The following is an 18,995-nucleotide window of genomic DNA, read 5'->3' on the forward strand; positions in this document are numbered from 1 at the left end:
CTTCTATCCCATTATCACCGTTTGCATTCTGTAAATCGGCTCTTCGCAGCCCGAAAATGTACTTAGCGATTTTTTATGTCGGGCCGTCGCATAGCGACGTTTAAAATCGCTCCTGGCGATTTTTTAAAGCATCAACGATGCGTTGACAGGCTTGTCCATCACCATAAGGGTTATGAGCGCGACTCATTGCCTGATACGCCTCTTCATCCGTCAACAGCATAGATACCGCATCGACAATACTGGTTACTTCCGTACCTACCAGCTTGACCGTACCCGCTTCAACCGCCTCCGGCCGTTCTGTCGTATCACGCATCACCAATACGGGCTTGCCTAACGACGGCGCTTCTTCCTGAATGCCGCCCGAGTCGGTCAAAATCATGTAAGAACGATTCATCAGGTACACGAAAGGCAGATAGTCCTGTGGCGCAATCAGCATCACATTATCAATGCCGCTCAGGATGCGATTCACAGGTTCACTGACGTTAGGATTCAAATGGACCGGATACACAATTTGTACTTCAGGGTGTCGACGGGCGATATCGGCCAGCGCACTGCAAATGCGTTCAAAACCACCGCCAAAACTCTCGCGACGGTGTCCGGTAACCAGAATCAGCTTCTTGTTGTCGTCTAAAAAAGCATATTTTTCATCGAGGCTGCGGCGTAATGCGGCGTCCCCTAGAATGCGATCGCGCACCCAGAACAACGCATCAATCACCGTATTACCCGTCACAAAAATATGCCGGTCAGACAGATGCTCACGCAGTAAATTTTGGCGGGAATTTTCCGTCGGGGCGAAATGGTACATCGCCAAATGTCCGGTCAGTTTGCGGTTAGCTTCTTCCGGCCAGGGCGAGTAGAGATTGCCAGTACGCAATCCCGCTTCTACGTGGCCGACGGGGATACGCTGATAAAACGCCGCAAGACTGGTTGCCAACGTTGTGGTGGTATCGCCGTGTACCAACACCAAGTCCGGTTTGAATTCCGCCATAACGGGTTCAAGTCCCGATAAAATCCGGCAGGATATCTCACTGAGTCCCTGTCCCGGTCGCATAATATCCAGATCGTAATCCGGCGTAATATCGAACAAACGCAGCACCTGATCCAGCATCTCCCGGTGCTGGGCTGTTACGCAAATTCTCGATTCAAAGGCTCCATCCTGAGCCAAGGCATGAACCAGCGGTGCCATTTTTATGGCTTCCGGCCGGGTGCCGAAAACAGTCAATACTTTCACATTGAATCTCTTTAATCAGGTTAGACGCAGACGCTCGCAGAGCATCAGACGCGAATCAGCAAGCTGGTTAGCGCGGACGGCGAGCCAAGGCAACACCCGCACCGACGAGCGCACCAATCGCCCCCCACATCACCATCAGGAATGCCCGGCGTGGGCTGTCTCGCTTCACCGGTTCTTCCGGCGTACGCAAATAACGATACGTCTGGAAAGCCGCCTCAAGCGTTGGGCCAACGTTCAGCGTCGCCAACATCGCGCGATTTTGATCATAATCCAGTTCGTAGTGCGGGCCGCTGGTCTGCAACGTTTCCAGTCGGGCTTGAAGCATCGGCCTGCCAAGCAGGAACATTTCCGATGCGGGGATTTCGTCTGCGGGTGTATCCGTCTGGCTACGGCTAATACCTTGCTGCTGGGCAATTTTCAACGCCAGTTCAACGCTGCGGACTTCGCGATCGTAAATCGCTTTTGCTACCGCTTCCTGACGCTTGATTTGTGACTTCATGAAAATGGTTCTGGCCGCCCAGGCACCCTTGATCTCTTCATTCAGGTGGCTGGCTGCACGCTGGCTGGCAAAAGCCACATACTGACGAAGCAACGTGTTGGAATCTTTAGAGGTTTCCGCCACCAGCTTCACGGAATCATTGGTTTTTTTCCCGTCGTCACGCGGCGTAAACTGAATATTGTTGACCAGTTCATCCAGCAGAGCCGCATCAGCTTTTCCATCACCTTCCAGACGCTGCTTATAATAGTCAGTCTGTAACCAGAAATCGCGGCGAGTATCATAGGCCGCTAATTGCATGATGAATTCGTCATAAGCATCAGCCGAAATAGACGGTTGCTCTGGCTGAGGCGTGGAAAAAGAGCGAGCGTCGAGGTTACGCAGGAATTGCTGTTGCGAATAATACCCGCCCAGCATATTGACCGTCGGCTTGTCAGTAATCGCTGTCGCGCTCCACTCCTGTTTAACAAGATAGGAATAGCATAATGCCACAATGGCAAAAAGCAGGCCGATCGCTATCGGCCATACCTTTCCACGCCACAGCAGGCGAAATAAACCACGGATATCCAATTCGTTATCAATCAACGCATTCCCGGTAGACAAGTTCTCTGATTTCATTACTTCCCCAAAATTATTTGGTCAGGATGACTGCTTTTGCTCATCAGAATGCCGCATACGGCGTTTGATTCGCTTGATAAAACGGGCGACCCGCCATGCTCGTTTCAGGCAGTAGCCATACAGTAGAAATGCAAGCAAGAACAATGCCAACATGAACCATTCGGGTATGAAAAAGAAATATTCTCCCAACACGCCGACCGCTGCCAACAAGGCGGCGGCAAGCGTAATCAACACAAATGCCTGGCGGGAAGAAAAGCCAGCCCGCATCATTAAATGATGGATATGCTGTCGGTCAGGCGAGAACGGGCTCATCCCTTTGCGCAAGCGCCGGTACATAATGGCAATCATATCGATCAGCGGGATAGCGATGATCCACAGTGCCGTAACCGGGTTAATCGGATGCCGTGGGCCTTGCGTTATTTGAATCAGCAGCCAGATGGCCGTGAAGCCAATCATCGTGCTACCTGCATCGCCCATGAACACCTTGTAGCGGGGTCCAAACATGCCGAGATTAAGCAGAATATAAGGTAAGGTCGCGGCAATCATGGCGAAACACCATAATGCCAAATTCGTATGGCCACTCAGATACAGCAAAATCCCCATCGCCCCAAATGAGACACTGGACAATCCGCCGAGCAATCCATCGATCCCGTCCACCATATTGAACGCATTGATCGCCGCCCAAACGGCAAACAGCGTGACCAGATAGCCAAACGGCCCCAGCCCCATCTGCCACGGACCGAAAATATATCCCAGATTGTGTATCGTCAAACCAGCGAAAGCCATCATCACGACGGCAACAAACGCCTGCACAACAGCACGAATTTTCACACTGATATCAAAACGATCGTCCAGCATGCCGATAAATACCAGCACACCCGCGCACAGCAGGTAAAGACGGAAGTTGGGGATATATTGATCGGTAATGAAGTAAGTAAAGCAGATACCCGCATACACGGAGATACCACCAACCAGAGGCACAAGACCCCGATGGCGTTTACGGTAGTTGGGACGATCGACAAGCCCTATTTTACCCGCGATGCTGCGAGCAAAAAAAAGGAAGCCTAAAGAAAACAAGAAAATAAATAGTAATTCGGTACTCATAGTGAGTAAGTTCACCGTTAACAGCTGCGCTGTAGCTGTTCAGTATAGACTCGGTTTACGCCTTATATCCTATCGCCCACGTTGATCGCCAGTACAAATTGAGTGATAACCGAGACTTCCCGGTAGAAAGCCCCTCCACATCCGATCAATTAGGGGATAAAAAAACGCCACGACCCAGCGTGGCGTTCCCCGAGTTATCCGTAATGTACCCGTCATACTTCAAGTCGCATGTGCGTTGGCAATACTCGGCTCATCTCTGAGCCTCGTCCTAAAGGGTCAACGCTTCACGTTGTTCAAAACGTTAACGTTTTGTCCTGCAACTCGAATTATTTAGGGTATATATAGATGAACGCCCGGATTTATGAACGTTTCATCATATCGAAGAATTCATCGTTGGTTTTTGTCATCGCCAACTTGTTGATGAGGAATTCCATCGCGTCGATCTCACCCATTGGGTGGATGATCTTGCGTAGAATCCACATCTTCTGCAATTCTTCAGAGGTGGTAAGCAGTTCTTCTTTACGCGTACCGGAACGGTTGTAATCAATCGCCGGGAACACGCGTTTTTCTGCGATTTTACGCGCCAGGTGCAGTTCCATATTACCTGTACCTTTAAATTCTTCGTAAATCACTTCGTCCATCTTGGAACCGGTATCAACCAGCGCGGTGGCGATGATTGTCAGGCTACCGCCTTCCTCGACGTTACGCGCCGCACCGAAGAAACGCTTCGGACGATGTAGGGCGTTAGCATCAACACCACCGGTCAACACTTTGCCCGAAGCCGGAACCACGGTGTTGTAGGCACGCGCCAGACGGGTAATGGAGTCCAGCAGGATGATAACGTCTTTCTTATGCTCAACCAGACGCTTCGCTTTTTCGATCACCATTTCAGCAACCTGAACGTGACGGGAAGCCGGTTCGTCAAACGTTGACGCAACCACTTCACCCTTCACCAGACGCTGCATCTCGGTAACTTCTTCCGGACGTTCGTCAATCAGCAGCACCATCAGCACACAGTCAGGATGGTTGTAAGCGATGCTCTGTGCGATGTTCTGCAGCAGCATAGTTTTACCCGCTTTTGGCGGTGCAACGATCAGACCACGTTGACCACGGCCGATCGGCGAAGCCAGATCCAGCACACGCGCCGTCAGATCTTCTGTCGAACCGTTACCACGCTCCATACGCAGACGAGAGTTTGCATGCAGCGGTGTTAAGTTTTCGAACAGGATCTTGTTGCGGGCGTTTTCAGGTTTGTCGTAGTTGACTTCGTTAACTTTCAGCAGCGCAAAGTAGCGTTCACCCTCTTTCGGCGGACGAATCTTGCCAGAAATGGTGTCACCAGTGCGGAGGTTAAAACGGCGGATTTGGCTGGGAGAAACGTAGATATCATCGGGGCCTGCGAGGTAGGAGCTGTCTGCGGAGCGGAGAAAGCCGAAGCCATCCTGCAATATCTCCAGCACACCATCGCCGAAAATATCCTCGCCGCTTTTTGCATGCTGTTTCAGAATCGCGAAGATAATATCCTGTTTGCGCATGCGAACCTGGTTTTCCAGGCCCATATTTTCGCCAAGAGTAATTAACTCAGAAACTGGCGTATTCTTTAATTCGGTAAGATTCATAGTGGTGGGTTCTTTAACTCGGGGTAAATCTCGAACTATTAACGTGAATGGTATGGCAGGATCATCCGTGCCTCTATAGCTGCCTTCAACCACCGGATTCCTGTCTGGTTTCACACCTGAAGCGCATTAAATCCGCGCAAAACGACATCCGCATAAACGATATCTGCATAAATCAACGGCAGGAGATCGAAGACACATAAAACCAATTATTGTAAAACTAGCAGACTGTCCAAATCGGATAACAAACGTGCTATAAAACAATCATCATGTTTGAAAAAAATCGTCATGTTTGAAAAAAATCGCTCTGTAAAAAATTACTTTGCAAAACAACGATTTTTCGATTTCGACACAGAATAATGCTTTAGACTCTAACTTTTAGGCTTAAGCCTAAGGGCTTAAACATAGGCAAGTACGATATGCAGTGATGAAGAATCTAACATGCTTCCCGACGAGCGGCAAGCAGTCAATATGAGAATTACATATTGCCCAATTGCGCCCGTCGGCAACACCCTTTAGAAGGGTATCAAGCTAATTACAGATTTGCCGTCAGGAACTCTTTCAGTTGCCCTTTGGACAGCGCGCCGACTTTCGTCGCAGCGACTTCGCCGTTTTTAAACAGCAGCAGAGTAGGGATGCCACGGATACCATATTTTGGTGCGGTAGCCGGGTTTTCATCAATGTTCAACTTGGTAACCGTCAGTTTACCTTCAAACTCTTCAGCAATTTCATCCAGAATAGGAGCGATCATTTTGCAAGGACCACACCACTCAGCCCAGAAATCAACCAAGATAGCGCCCTCAGCTTGCAATACTTTCGTGCCGAAGCTGTCATCAGTCAGGTGAATTATTTTATCGCTCATATTTTACTCCGCAGGATTATTTCTACCTTGTTGGTGTAGCATTAACCAACAACGGCTTGACTTTATTTCACCGGATACGCTTTCGTAAAGCAATAGTTAGCTGATATTCTACCACACTATGAGCAAAACACACTTAACTGAACAGAAGTTTTCCGACTTCGCCCTGCACCCGCAGGTTATTGAAGCTCTTGAAAATAAAGGGTTTCATAACTGTACGCCTATTCAGGCGTTAGCTCTGCCATTGGCTCTGTCAGGGCGTGATGTGGCAGGTCAGGCGCAAACCGGTACCGGCAAGACGCTGGCTTTTCTCGCGTCTACTTTCCATTATTTGCTTTCACACCCTGCAAACGCAGAGCGCCAGACCAATCAGCCACGTGCTTTAATTATGGCACCAACCCGTGAACTGGCTGTCCAGATTCACTCTGATGCAGAAGCGCTATCTCACCTAACCGGGTTAAAACTGGGTTTAGCCTACGGTGGAGACGGCTACGACAAGCAACTTAAAGTGCTGGAAAACGGCGTTGATATTCTGATCGGCACCACTGGCCGCCTGATCGATTACGCCAAACAAAACCATATCAATCTGGGCGCGATTCAGGTCGTCGTGCTGGACGAAGCCGATCGCATGTACGATCTCGGTTTCATCAAAGATATTCGCTGGCTGTTCCGCCGTATGCCGGCAGCGTCACAGCGTCTGAATATGCTCTTTTCCGCTACGCTCTCCTACCGGGTGCGTGAACTCGCGTTTGAACAAATGAATAACGCAGAGTATGTGGAAGTTGAACCGGAACAGAAAACCGGCCACCGGATTAAAGAAGAACTGTTTTATCCGTCCAACGAAGAAAAAATGCGCCTGCTCCAGACGCTGCTGGAAGAAGAGTGGCCTGACCGCTGCATTATTTTCGCGAACACCAAACATCGCTGCGAAGATATCTGGGGCCATCTGGCTGCCGATGGTCATCGTGTTGGATTGCTGACGGGTGACGTCGCACAGAAAAAACGTCTGCGTATTCTGGAAGATTTTACTCAGGGTAATCTGGATATTCTCGTAGCAACGGACGTGGCAGCGCGTGGTTTGCACATCCCTTCTGTTACCCACGTTTTCAACTACGACCTGCCGGACGACTGCGAAGACTACGTTCACCGTATTGGTCGTACGGGCCGTGCGGGACAAAGCGGATTCTCTATCAGCCTGGCCTGTGAAGAGTATGCGCTGAACCTCCCGGCTATCGAAACCTATATCGGTCACGGTATCCCGGTCAGCAAATATAACAGTGACGCGCTGATGAATAATTTGCCTGCGCCGAAGCGTTTAACGCGTCCACCGCGTTCCAATAATGGCCCGCGCCGACACAATGCGCCGCGCCGCAGCGGAGCGCCCCGTAATAACCGTAAACGAGCGGAATAACCGTCGATGCTGAGCTCTTCTTCACTTTACGCTGCCATCGATCTCGGCTCGAACAGCTTCCATATGCTGGTCACCCAGGAAACCGCAGGCAGCATTCAGACGCTGGCGAAAATAAAGCGTAAAGTCCGCCTTGCGGCAGGGCTGGATAAACAGAATCGGCTCTCGCAGGAAGCGATGCAGCGTGGCTGGCAGTGTCTACAACTGTTCTCCGAACGGTTGCAGGACATTCCGCAGGATCAGGTGCGCGTCGTCGCGACCGCAACCCTGCGTCTGGCAACGAACGCTGACGAGTTTCTGCAACGGGCTCAGGAAATTCTGGGCTTGCCGATTCAAGTTATCAGCGGTGAAGAAGAAGCACGCTTGATTTATCAAGGTGTGGCACATACGACAGGTGGCTCAGATGCGCGTCTGGTCGTGGATATTGGCGGTGGCAGTACCGAACTGGCAACGGGAATCGGCGCAAAGACGACTCAGTTAATCAGCCTCCCGATGGGATGCGTAACCTGGCTGGATCGTTATTTCAGCGACCGCAATCTGGAAGCCGGTAACTTTGAACGCGCTGAACAGGCGGCGCGTGAAATGCTGCGTCCTGTCGCGGCTTCTCTGCGCGAACAGGGCTGGCAAATCTGCGTCGGTGCTTCCGGCACAGTTCAAGCGCTACAGGAAATTATGGTCGCGCAGGGAATGGATGAATACATTACTCTGCCGAAGCTCAGACAGCTTAAAGAGCATGCGATTCAATGCGATAAGCTGGAAGAATTGGAAATTGATGGCCTGACACTGGAACGCGCGCTGGTTTTCCCCAGCGGATTGGCTATTCTGCTGGCGATCTTCCAGGAACTCGATATCAAAACGATGACGCTGGCCGGAGGCGCGCTGCGTGAAGGACTGGTCTATGGCATGCTGCATCTGCCCGTCGATCAAGATATCCGTCACCGTACGTTAGCGACGCTGCAACGCCGCTATTTGCTGGATACCGAGCAGGCTAAACGTGTCAGCACACTGGCGGACAACTTTCTGCAACAGGTTGCCCGTGACTGGCAGTTAGATAACCGATGTCGCGAGTTACTGCGCAGCGCCTGTCTGGTGCACGAAATCGGTTTGAGCATTGATTTTCGCCAATCACCCCAGCATGCAGCCTATTTGATTCGCCATAGCGATCTCCCCGGCTTTACACCCGCCCAGAAGAAGTTGTTAGCTACACTCCTGCAAAACCAGATTAACCCTGTCGATTTAATGCCGCTCAGTCAGCAAAATGCGCTGCCGGTCAATCAAGCACAGCGCCTGTGCCGGCTGTTGCGTCTGGCGATTATTTTTGCAAGCCGCCGCCGCGATGACACGCTGCCAGCAGTACGGCTGCGCGTAGAAGGTGAAGCATTGCGTTTGATTCTGCCTGCTGGATGGCTGGCTCAGCACCCGTTACGGGCAGAAATGCTGGAACAGGAAAGCCGCTGGCAGAGTTACGTACACTGGCCGCTGATGCTGGAAGAAACCCCGGCTTAACGAGCATATAAGGGGGAGGATTATCCCCCTTTTGCTTTCGCCAACATCGCCCGGATATTGGCGACGTTCGTCTGACCTTTCTGCATGCGCTCTTGTGCGCTAACCACTTTTCTTTCCGTTTCCCACACCACATCATCCTGCGGCAGTTCAAGCAGGAAACGACTCGGTTCGGGGCGCACCAACTCGCCATACTGGCGGCGCTCTTTGCACAATGTGAAGAATAGTTCACGCTGGGCACGCGTAATTCCTACGTATGCCAGACGCCGCTCTTCATCGACGTTATCTTCATCAATACTGCTCTGATGCGGCAACAGACCTTCTTCCATCCCCACTAAAAAGACGTACGGGAATTCCAAACCTTTGGACGCATGCAACGTCATTAGCTGAACTTGATCCAGTTCCTCTTCACTCTCTCCACGTTCCATCATGTCCCGTAGCGTGAAACGCGTCACCACCTGCGTCAGTGTCATCGGTTCATCCAGATCGGATCCTTCCAGCATTTCCGTCATCCAGCTGAATAGCTGATTAACGTTCTTCATCCGCATTTCTGCGGCTTTTGGGCTGGGTGAGGTTTCATACAGCCAGCTTTCGTAGTCCAGCCCATGAATCAGATCCCGCACGGCGGCAACCGGTTCATGCTCTGCCAGACGGGCAATCTCCGCCAGCCACTGGGTGAACCGTTGTAGGGATTCCAGCCCACGACCAGTCAGCGACTGGCTCAGCCCGAGATCAAAACTCGCGCTGAACAGGCCTTTATTGCGTTGCCCTGCCCACTCGCCTAGCTTCTTCATCGTTGCCGGGCCAATCTCACGCTTAGGCGTGTTCACAATGCGTAAGAACGCACTGTCATCTTCTGGGTTGGTCAGTACGCGTAAGTAGGCCAGTAAATCTTTGATTTCAGGTCGGGAGAAAAACGACGTGCCACCAGAGATCCGATACGGAATACGGTTCTGCATCAGCATCTTTTCAAACAGACGCGACTGATGGTTACCACGATACAAAATGGCATAATCGCCGTACTGGGTCTTTTTAATAAAGTGATGGGCAATCAGCTCACCCACGACCCGCTCTGCTTCGTGATCTTCGTTGTTGGCGGTAATCACTTTAAGTTCATCACCGTAACCCAACTCCGAGAACAGACGCTTTTCAAAGACGTGCGGGTTATTGGCGATGAGAATATTGGCGGCTTTCAGAATACGCCCTGATGAACGGTAATTTTGTTCCAGCTTGATCACATCAAGCGCGGGGAAATCCTGCTGTAGCAACACCAAATTCTGTGGTCGCGCACCGCGCCAGGAGTAAATCGACTGATCGTCATCCCCTACCACGGTAAAACGCGCACGGGTGCCGACCAGCAGCTTAACCAGCTCATACTGGCTGGTATTGGTGTCCTGATATTCATCCACCAGCAGGTAGCGTAAGCGGTTCTGCCAGCGTTCACGCACCTCCGCGTTCTGCTTCAGCAACAGCGTGGGCAGCAAAATCAGATCGTCGAAGTCCAGTACGTTACAGGCACGAAGGTGGTCGTGATAGAGCGAGTAGCAATGCACAAACAGCTTGTCGCGTTCGGAGCGAGCGGTTGCTGCCGCACCGGCAGGATCGATAAGATCGTTTTTCCAGTTTGAGATCGTCGAGATCAGCTGTTGCAGCAGAACCTTATCGTTTTCCAGCCACTGTTCCGTCAGCTCTTTCAGCAACGCCATCTGGTCCTGATCGTCAAACAGGGAGAAATTAGATTTCATGCCCAGCGCGACGTATTCACGTTTGATGATCTCCAGCCCCAGCGTATGGAAGGTCGCGATCATCAGCCCACGCGTTTCTTTGCGCCCCAGCGTTTGCGCCACGCGCTCTTTCATCTCACGCGCCGCTTTGTTGGTAAACGTCACGGCGGCAATGTGCTTAGCCTGATAGCCACACTGGCGAATAAGGTGCGCGATTTTGTTGGTGATAACGCGGGTCTTGCCTGAACCTGCGCCCGCCAGCACCAGACAAGGTCCGGTGACGAATTCGACGGCGTGTTGTTGGCTGGGGTTTAAGCGCATAACGATCTTGCTCACTCATAAAACGGAAGGCGATTGTAGCAGAAAGCCGTATCGATCTTGACCAGGGATTTGTTATTAAGGAAAGCACATCGCAGTCCACATCTTGCGTTGCAAATGTTACATTGCGCGCCGGAATCTCTTTTGCAAAAAAGGTAATAACATGGCAAATACCGCAGCAGCCCTACACATCCTGGTAGACACTGAGCAGGAAGCTAATGACATTCTTGCGCAACTGGAAAAAGGTGCAGACTTCCAGAAACTGGCACAGAAGCACTCGACCTGCCCGTCAAAACGCAACGGCGGCGATTTAGGTGAGTTTCGTAAAGGCGACATGGTGCCGGCTTTCGATAAAGCGGTGTTTTCCTGCGAGTTGCTGAAACCATTTGGTCCGGTGAAAACCCAGTTTGGCTACCATGTGATCAAAGTGCTATACCGCAACTAAGTTGTCCTGCAACTCAGTCGTCACGCCGACGTCCCGAACATAAAAAGCGCGCCCACCTTCTGGTTTAGCGCGCTTTTTCTATTAAATGCCTGACTAGCCTATCGTCATCAGGCTGGCATTGCCGCCTGCGGCGGCGGTATTGATACTCAGAGAACGTTCAATCAACAGACGTTCCAACTGAATGTAGGTATCGCCCTGCGCATAGCCTAACAGCAGGATAATCGGGCCATCGCGCTCTGCAAGCCCCTCACTCAACTGCCGTAACCGATCGGCATCCCCATGATAAATGACGCCATGAAAAGACACCTCGTGCCGCTGCCAGTCAGGCGTGAACTGAATATGCGACTGCACACCTGCGGGTAAACGGCCATAAAGCGTTTTCTCCTGCTCACCTTCCGGCCACAGCAGTTTCCCGCCTGTCGCCAGCACCGCTGCCGTCTGAATCAAGCGATCGTCCTCATTATCCGCCAGACACAGAATCCGCTCACGCGGCAGTAGCGTATAGGAATTACGTTCTCCTGTCGGGCCGGGCAGCAATCGCGTTGTCCCGCTGACGCTATATTCTCTGTAGCGTTGGCATAACGTCGCTAGCCCGTGACGCTCCCCGGCAATCGCCCAGCCTTCCAGCGCCTGTAGCCCCGCCAGCAGCGACGATCGAGCAGACGCATCCAGTGCCTGCTCACGGTTCTGCTGTGCGAATTCAGCCGCAAGCGCGTCGTCCGGCCGATGTGCCAGCAAGCGATACAGGTAAAGCGGCCCGCCCGCCTTTGGCCCGGTTCCCGATAAGCCTTCCCCGCCAAACGGTTGAACGCCGACAACGGCACCGACCATATTGCGATTCACATATTGGTTGCCCACTTTCGCCTTGCCCGTCACACGCAGGATAGTTTCATCAATACGGGTATGCACACCCAGCGTCAGACCGTATCCAGCCGCGTTGATCTGCTCAATCACTGCATCCAACTGCTGGCTTTGATAGCGAACGACGTGTAAAACTGGACCAAAAACTTCTTTTTTCAGCTCGTCTATCTTGCCCAGTTCGATCAGGGTCGGTTTCACAAACGTCCCGTGCCGCCACGTATCCTCATCCTGCGGATACGCTGCCTGAAATACCGTATGGCCTTTCGCCCGCATCGTCTGGATATGCAGCTCCACGTTCTCTTTCGCTTCCGCGTCAATCAGCGGGCCGATATCGGTCGATAGCCGCTCAGGATTCCCCATTCGACATTCCGCCATCGCGCCACGCAGCATAGCCAGAGTGCGATCCGCAATATCCTCTTGCAGGCACAGCAGGCGCAGCGCCGAGCAACGCTGTCCGGCGCTGTCGAACGCAGAGGCGATAACGTCATTCACTACCTGCTCCGTCAGCGCAGACGAATCGACAATCATCGCATTCAGGCCACCCGTTTCGGCAATCAGCGGCGTCAAACGCCCCTGCGGATCGAGCCTGCCCGCGATGCTACGTTGCAAGGTTTTGGCAACGGCCGTCGATCCGGTAAACACCACGCCGCGTACCCGTTCATCGTTCACCAACGCGGCACCAATCGTTTCTCCCTGGCCGGGCAGCAGTTGCAGCACACCCTGAGGAATGCCCGCCTCATGCAAAATACGCACCGCCTGTGCCGCAACCAGCGGCGTCTGTTCAGCCGGTTTGGCCAGCACGCTGTTTCCTGCCGCCAGTGCGGCAGAAATTTGACCGGTGAAGATCGCCAGCGGGAAATTCCACGGACTGATGCAAACCACCGGCCCCAGCGGACGATGGGTATCATTGGTGAATGAATCCCGAATCTGAGCCGCGTAATAGCGTAAAAAGTCCACCGCTTCGCGCACTTCCGCAATCGCGTTACTGAAGGATTTACCCGCTTCCCGCACCAGCAGCCCCAGCAGGCTTTGCAACTGCCTTTCCATCAGTGAGGCAGCCTGATTCAATATCGCAGCACGCTCTGCGGGCGGCGTCGCAAACCAGATAGTACCCGCATGCACCGCGGCTTCTACCGCCTGCTCAACATCTGCCACGGAGGCATCGCGAACATAGCCCACCACATCGTGCACATCGGCGGGATTCACGACAGGCCTTTCTTCACTTACCTCGCTTTCCCCCTCAATCATCAGTGCGGCATACCACGGCTGTGACGCGTGATTTAGCAACGCGCTGGAAAGCGAAGCCAGCCGATGCTCGTTCGAGAGATCCAGCCCGCTCGAATTTTGCCGTTCCCGCCCATATAGCTGACGTGGCAGAGGAATCTTGGGATGCGGTGCGCCCATGATCCATTCCACTTTTGCCAGCGCCTCTACGCCACGAATCGGATCGGCAATCAGCGTTTCCAGAGCCATTGAGGTATCCGCAATGCGATTAACAAATGAGGTATTCGAGCCGTTTTCCAGCAGGCGTCGTACCAGATAAGCCAGCAGCGTTTCATGGGTTCCGACCGGAGCATAAATACGACACGGACGGTTCATTTTTCCGTCAGCAACCGCGCCCACCACCTGATCGTAGAGCGGTTCACCCATGCCGTGCAGGCACTGAAACTCATACTGACCGGGATAATAATTGTTGCCCGCCATGTGGTAGATCGCGCTTACCGTCTGCGCGTTGTGCGTGGCGAACTGCGGGTAAATCAGATTCGGTACGGCCAGCAGCTTGCGGGCGCACGCCAGATAAGCCACATCGGTATAGACCTTACGCGTGTAAACCGGGTAGCCTTCTAGCCCGTCAACCTGCGCGCGCTTGATTTCGCTGTCCCAGTACGCCCCTTTCACCAGACGAATCATCAGCCGTCGACGGCTGCGCTGTGCCAGCTCAATCAGCGCATCGATTACATACGGGCAGCGTTTTTGATAAGCCTGAATGACAAATCCGATACCGTTCCACCCCGCCAGCTGTGGCTCCATGCAGAGTTTTTCCAGCAGATCGAGCGAGATCTCCAGTCGGTCGGCTTCCTCTGCGTCGATATTGATCCCGATATCGTACTGACGCGCCAGCAGCGTCAGCATCAACAAACGTGGATAAAGCTCTTCCATCACACGGTCATACTGTGACCGGCTATAGCGCGGGTGCAGCGCCGACAGCTTGATGGAGATGCCCGGCCCTTCATAAATCCCGCGCCCGTTCGAGGCTTTGCCGATAGCATGAATCGCCTGCTGATAGGCCGTCAGATAGGCGGCAGCATCGTGCTCCGTCAGCGCGGCTTCACCTAACATATCGTAGGAGTAACGGAAGCCTTTACTCTCCCATTCGCGGGCATTCGCCAGCGCTTCACCCATGGTTTCCCCTGTGACAAACTGCTCCCCCATCAGCCGCATAGCCATATCGACGCCTTTGCGGACAAGCGGCTCACCACTTTTCCCGATAATGCGGTTCAGCGAATTCGAAAGATTCACTTCGTTGTGCGTCGCCACCAGCTTTCCGGTAAACAGCAGCCCCCAGGTTGCAGCATTCACAAAGAGAGACGGACTGTGACCAAGATGCGCCTGCCAATTTCCCCGACTGATCTTGTCGCGGATCAGCGCATCACGCGTGGATTTATCAGGAATACGCAGCAGCGCTTCGGCTAAACACATCAACGCCACCCCTTCCTGAGAAGAAAGTGAGAATTCCTGTAGCAGCCCTTGCACAATGCCCGCACGCCCATTTCCGGCTTTCTGACCGCGTAATTTTTCTGCCAGTTGATAAGCCAGTTTCTGCGTTAACTGCGACATTTCATCGGTAAGTCTTGCCTGTTCAAGCAAGATAGGCACTAATTCATTTTCAGGGCGGCGATAAGCGGACGTAATGGCAGCACGGATAACCGACTGAGGAAGCACCTGTTCAGCGAAACCAAGAAAGGGTGGGTGGGTTTCTTCTTCCCGAGATTGCGGCATAATCTCTTCCGCTTCAATGTGGCTGGCGTTCGTCCATTGCGGTATTTCAGGAGTGTCGAGGCCGCTTTCGAGGCGTTCGAGATAATGGAAAATGGCCTGTTTAATCAGCCAGTGTGGCGTGCGATCAATACGCTGTGCTGCGGCTTTAATGCTTTCGCGCGTTTCCTCATCGAGTTTTACACCCATCGTGGTAAAGCCCATAGCGTCCACTCCTGTAATTTAGAAGATGCACATCGGGGAAACGTCAATATCGACCATGTTGCAACTTTGTGCAACCTTGTTAACAAATGGAGCGATTGCAGCCCATCATCTCCGGTTTTATCTTCAACTGCCTGACTATTTTCATCCTCAGCCTGCTGGGTAAAGCACCATCAAAAGCGATTACCGACCGCTTCAATCAAGCAGAAGCAGCATACCGCCACTATCCGAAATTCGTTCTGATCGCATCAACAAACGTTTTCACTTTGACCGTTGATCGCCTCACAGAAGGCACCATGACATGTACGGGACGCACAGGCCCGTCATAATCAGACAACACCTGAATCAGACGCCCACGTTGAATTTCCTTGCGCAACACCGCTTCTGGCCCAAGAGTCACGCCGTACCCTTCTATCGCGGCATGCAATAACGCATTCCAGTCATTTGCATACAATCTGCCCTTCGGCCTGACTTCTTCCGTTTTTCCCTCTTTTTGAAAAATCCATCGGCACGGCGTAAGGACGGATTTCATGCCATAAATCAGGCATGTATGATTGACGAGGCTTGATGGCGTATCAGGCAGACCAGCGCGCGCCACATAATCTGGCGATGCACAGGCAATGAGCGAGTAAGGCTGAAGCGGCCAGGCTACCATTGTACTATCGGCCAACTCTCCGATGCGGATAACAACTTCAAACCCCTCTTCGATGGGGTCAACCTGACGATCGTTTAACGTTAACGCGATCTGCGTATCTGGATAACGTTCGAGATAACGAGTGATGAACGGCGCAAGCAAATGCGATCCCCAGGTTACAGGGGCGTTAACCTGAATAATGCCCGAAGGCGTCGTCTGCATTTCCCGGGCAATATCATCCGCCGTCTGCAATTCAGCAAGCACGACTTTGCAGCGTTCGTAATAGCGCTGACCGACATCGGTCAAGCTCTGACGACGGGTCGTACGGTTGAGTAACCGAGAACCAAGCCGGGCCTCAAGCCACGCCACATACTTTGCGACCATCTGTGGCGAAAGGGTGAGTGCATCAGCGGCGGCAGCAAAAGATCCCAGCTCCACAGTTTTGACAAAAATGTTCATACTGGTAAACCGATCCATGATTCCCTCATTTTTGTTGTTTATCCTTCTCAGATAACACACTTTATCTTCAAAAAGTAGAGGGTTAACCTTTTCATCTCAAAACCATTAAGGTGAAAAAAGATGAAAATTGGCATTATTGGCGCGGGTTTTGTCGGACGGGCGATCGCTAAACTGGCGATCCAAGCCGGACATCAAACCATGCTTAGCAACTCACGCGACCCTCAAACGCTTTTCAGCCTACGGCCGATGATTGGCTGCGACATTGGCACCCCAACACAAGCCGCAGCGTTTGGCGATATTGTCGTTATCGCGGTTCCGCTCTCCGCTATCGGCAATCTTCCTGCGCAGGCATTACACGGTAAGTTAGCGATCGATGCCGTCAACTATTACCCAGAACGAGATGGCAGCGTGATAACGCTTGATGCACAGAAAACAACGACCAGTGAACTCCTGGCCGAGACGTTACCCGGTGCAAAAATCATCAAAGCATTTAACGCGATCCCGATGACGGACCTGGAAAAAGACGGTTTATCCGCAGGTCATCCTAATCGACGAGCGCTACCGCTTGCGGGTGATGATTCTCAAGGAAAAGCGATGGTGGCTGAGCTTTATGACGCGTTCGGATTTGATGTGGTAGACGCTGGAGCTTTGTATGAAGGCTGGCGTTTTGAAAGAAACATGCCGTCTTACTGCGTACGGATGACAAAAGCAGAATTAACTACTGCGCTGGCGCTAGCCTCACGCAACACACGGCCAGTACAGGATCTAGATAACGCGAGGTGAGGGATAACCGTGGATAAAAAAATGCTGCTCCCCAAGGGAGCAGCATAGAAATCATCGTGTTTCGGTAAACGTCAAAACAACATTAACCCGCAACGGCGATACGCTTCATGTCTTTCATGTAACCGCGCAGCGTGTGTCCTACGGTTTCGATTGGGTGGTTACGGATAGCTTCGTTAACATCACGCAGCTGTGCGTTGTCCACTTCGGTACCCGCGACCGCTTTGCCCAGATCGCCCGGTTGCAGAGATGCCATGAACGCATCTTTCAGCAATGGAACAGCGGCATTAGCGAACAGGTAGTTACCGTATTCTGCAGTATCAGAGATAACCACGTTCATTTCATACAGACGCTTACGCGCAATGGTGTTGGCGATCAGCGGCAGCTCATGCAGTGATTCGTAGTAAGCCGACTCTTCGATGATGCCAGAGCTCACCATGGTTTCAAACGCCAGCTCAACGCCCGCTTTCACCATCGCAACCATCAGCACGCCGTTATCAAAGTATTCCTGCTCAGCGATTTTACCGTCGAACTGCGGTGCGTTTTCGAATGCCGTTTTACCGGTCTCTTCACGCCAGGTCAGCAGTTTCACGTCATCGTTCGCCCAGTCAGCCATCATGCCACTGGAGAATTCGCCGGAGATGATGTCATCCATATGTTTCTGGAACAGCGGCGCCATGATGCCTTTCAGCTGCTCAGACAGTGCGTAAGCACGCAGTTTCGCTGGGTTAGACAGGCGATCCATCATCAGCGTGATCCCGCCTTGCTTCAGCGCTTCGGTGATGGTTTCCCAGCCGAACTGAATCAGTTTTTCTGCATAAGCCGGATCGGTGCCTTCAGCAACCAGTTTGTCGAAGCTCAGCAGCGAGCCCGCTTGCAACATACCACACAGAATAGTTTGCTCACCCATCAGGTCAGATTTCACTTCTGCAACGAAAGAAGATTGCAGAACGCCAGCACGGTGACCGCCGGTGGCCGCAGCCCAGGCTTTAGCGATGGCCATGCCTTCGCCTTTCGGATCGTTTTCTGGGTGAACCGCGATCAGCGTTGGCACGCCGAAACCACGTTTGTATTCTTCACGTACTTCTGTACCTGGGCACTTCGGAGCCACCATCACAACGGTGATGTCTTTACGGATTTGCTCGCCCACTTCAACGATGTTGAAACCGTGAGAATAGCCCAGCGCTGCGCCCTGTTTCATCAGCGGTTGTACCGCCTGAACCACTGCGGAGTGCTGTTTGTCCGGTGTCAGGTTAACCACCAGATCAGCCTGCGGGATCAGACCTTCGTATGTACCAACGGTGAAGCCGTTTTCGGTCGCTTTGCGCCATGATGCGCGTTTTTCGGCAATCGCTTCAGCACGCAGGGCGTAAGCGATATCCAGACCAGAATCGCGCATGTTCAGACCCTGGTTCAGCCCCTGAGCACCACAGCCGACGATCACCACTTTCTTCCCTTTCAGGTAGCTCGCCTCATCGGCAAATTCATCACGCCCCATAAAGCGGCACTTGCCCAATTGCTCCAGCTGCTGACGCAGGTTTAATGTGTTGAAATAGTTAGCCATGTTGTGCTCCGTATACGGTTTTGTTTGTCTATTATTCGTAAAAAGGATTCCCGTCAGATGGGAATTCACTATGACCCCATCATATGACAGGAATTGCGTTGCTTAAATTGATATATTAACAACGTCACATTGCACTATTTGCAAGATCAAAAGCGGTTGCAAGATAAAAAGCGGCTG

The 18,995-nt window shown here is 52.4% G+C and carries 13 protein-coding genes; 4 read left to right on the forward strand and 9 right to left on the reverse strand.

The window, feature by feature from the left end:
- Positions 1–100: 100 nt before the first annotated feature.
- From wecB to trxA, 5 genes are all read right to left on the reverse strand, one after another.
- Complete coding sequence (gene wecB, locus JFY74_19670; GenBank protein QQG28238.1) at positions 101–1,231, reverse strand: UDP-N-acetylglucosamine 2-epimerase (non-hydrolyzing); 1,131 nt, start codon at positions 1,229–1,231, stop codon at positions 101–103.
- A gap of 67 nt (positions 1,232–1,298) precedes the next feature.
- Positions 1,299–2,345, reverse strand: a complete 1,047-nt coding sequence (wzzE, locus tag JFY74_19675; protein ID QQG28239.1) for an ECA polysaccharide chain length modulation protein — start codon at positions 2,343–2,345, stop codon at positions 1,299–1,301.
- A gap of 21 nt (positions 2,346–2,366) precedes the next feature.
- A complete protein-coding gene (wecA, locus tag JFY74_19680; GenBank protein ID QQG28240.1) occupies positions 2,367–3,464 on the reverse strand; it encodes a UDP-N-acetylglucosamine--undecaprenyl-phosphate N-acetylglucosaminephosphotransferase in 1,098 nt (365 codons plus the stop codon).
- Between the two features lie 344 nt (positions 3,465–3,808).
- Positions 3,809–5,068 carry a transcription termination factor Rho gene (rho, locus tag JFY74_19685; protein ID QQG28241.1) on the reverse strand — a complete coding sequence of 420 codons (1,260 nt, stop codon included), beginning with the start codon at positions 5,066–5,068 and terminating at the stop codon, positions 3,809–3,811.
- 532 nt (positions 5,069–5,600) lie between these two features.
- Positions 5,601–5,927 carry a thioredoxin TrxA gene (gene trxA / locus JFY74_19690; GenBank protein ID QQG28242.1) on the reverse strand — a complete coding sequence of 109 codons (327 nt, stop codon included), beginning with the start codon at positions 5,925–5,927 and terminating at the stop codon, positions 5,601–5,603.
- A gap of 118 nt (positions 5,928–6,045) precedes the next feature.
- On the opposite strand from trxA, the gene rhlB reads away from it, so the two are divergent.
- Positions 6,046–7,335 (forward strand): ATP-dependent RNA helicase RhlB, encoded by a 1,290-nt coding sequence (gene rhlB, locus JFY74_19695; GenBank protein QQG28243.1) that lies wholly within the window; start codon positions 6,046–6,048, stop codon positions 7,333–7,335.
- Between the two features lie 6 nt (positions 7,336–7,341).
- Positions 7,342–8,838, forward strand: a complete 1,497-nt coding sequence (gene ppx / locus JFY74_19700; protein QQG28244.1) for an exopolyphosphatase — start codon at positions 7,342–7,344, stop codon at positions 8,836–8,838.
- A gap of 20 nt (positions 8,839–8,858) precedes the next feature.
- Here ppx and rep read toward each other — a convergent pair whose 3' ends face one another.
- Positions 8,859–10,880: a DNA helicase Rep gene (gene rep / locus JFY74_19705; GenBank protein QQG28245.1), complete on the reverse strand. Its 2,022-nt coding sequence runs from the start codon at positions 10,878–10,880 to the stop codon at positions 8,859–8,861.
- A gap of 160 nt (positions 10,881–11,040) precedes the next feature.
- Between rep and JFY74_19710 the strand changes: the two genes are divergently transcribed.
- Positions 11,041–11,322 carry a peptidylprolyl isomerase gene (locus JFY74_19710; protein ID QQG28246.1) on the forward strand — a complete coding sequence of 94 codons (282 nt, stop codon included), beginning with the start codon at positions 11,041–11,043 and terminating at the stop codon, positions 11,320–11,322.
- Positions 11,323–11,415: 93 nt separating this feature from the next.
- Here JFY74_19710 and putA read toward each other — a convergent pair whose 3' ends face one another.
- Positions 11,416–15,384: a trifunctional transcriptional regulator/proline dehydrogenase/L-glutamate gamma-semialdehyde dehydrogenase gene (gene putA / locus JFY74_19715; GenBank protein QQG28247.1), complete on the reverse strand. Its 3,969-nt coding sequence runs from the start codon at positions 15,382–15,384 to the stop codon at positions 11,416–11,418.
- A gap of 220 nt (positions 15,385–15,604) precedes the next feature.
- Positions 15,605–16,492: a LysR family transcriptional regulator gene (locus JFY74_19720; protein QQG28248.1), complete on the reverse strand. Its 888-nt coding sequence runs from the start codon at positions 16,490–16,492 to the stop codon at positions 15,605–15,607.
- Positions 16,493–16,594: 102 nt separating this feature from the next.
- Between JFY74_19720 and JFY74_19725 the strand changes: the two genes are divergently transcribed.
- Entirely contained in the window at positions 16,595–17,257 is a 663-nt protein-coding gene (locus JFY74_19725) for an NAD(P)-binding domain-containing protein (GenBank protein ID QQG28249.1), read from the forward strand.
- An 82-nt stretch (positions 17,258–17,339) separates the two neighbouring features.
- On the opposite strand, the gene ilvC is transcribed toward JFY74_19725, so the two are convergent.
- Positions 17,340–18,818 (reverse strand): ketol-acid reductoisomerase, encoded by a 1,479-nt coding sequence (ilvC, locus tag JFY74_19730; GenBank protein ID QQG28250.1) that lies wholly within the window; start codon positions 18,816–18,818, stop codon positions 17,340–17,342.
- Between the last annotated feature and the right edge of the window lie 177 nt (positions 18,819–18,995).

Origin of the sequence: Pectobacterium carotovorum (assembly GCA_016415585.1) — a bacterium.
Lineage (GTDB): Bacteria > Pseudomonadota > Gammaproteobacteria > Enterobacterales > Enterobacteriaceae > Pectobacterium > Pectobacterium carotovorum_K.

Excerpts from the sequence above, each read along its gene's own strand:
- rhlB (QQG28243.1), top strand. The coding sequence starts at position 6,046 with ATGAGCAAAACACACTTAACTGAACAGAAGTTTTCCGACTTCGCCCTG.
- ilvC (QQG28250.1), bottom strand. The coding sequence starts at position 18,818 with ATGGCTAACTATTTCAACACATTAAACCTGCGTCAGCAGCTGGAGCAA.
- trxA (QQG28242.1), bottom strand. The coding sequence starts at position 5,927 with ATGAGCGATAAAATAATTCACCTGACTGATGACAGCTTCGGCACGAAA.
- rho (QQG28241.1), bottom strand. The coding sequence starts at position 5,068 with ATGAATCTTACCGAATTAAAGAATACGCCAGTTTCTGAGTTAATTACT.
- JFY74_19710 (QQG28246.1), top strand. The coding sequence starts at position 11,041 with ATGGCAAATACCGCAGCAGCCCTACACATCCTGGTAGACACTGAGCAG.
- JFY74_19725 (QQG28249.1), top strand. The coding sequence starts at position 16,595 with ATGAAAATTGGCATTATTGGCGCGGGTTTTGTCGGACGGGCGATCGCT.
- wzzE (QQG28239.1), bottom strand. The coding sequence starts at position 2,345 with ATGAAATCAGAGAACTTGTCTACCGGGAATGCGTTGATTGATAACGAA.
- JFY74_19720 (QQG28248.1), bottom strand. The coding sequence starts at position 16,492 with ATGGATCGGTTTACCAGTATGAACATTTTTGTCAAAACTGTGGAGCTG.
- ppx (QQG28244.1), top strand. The coding sequence starts at position 7,342 with ATGCTGAGCTCTTCTTCACTTTACGCTGCCATCGATCTCGGCTCGAAC.
- rep (QQG28245.1), bottom strand. The coding sequence starts at position 10,880 with ATGCGCTTAAACCCCAGCCAACAACACGCCGTCGAATTCGTCACCGGA.
- putA (QQG28247.1), bottom strand. The coding sequence starts at position 15,384 with ATGGGCTTTACCACGATGGGTGTAAAACTCGATGAGGAAACGCGCGAA.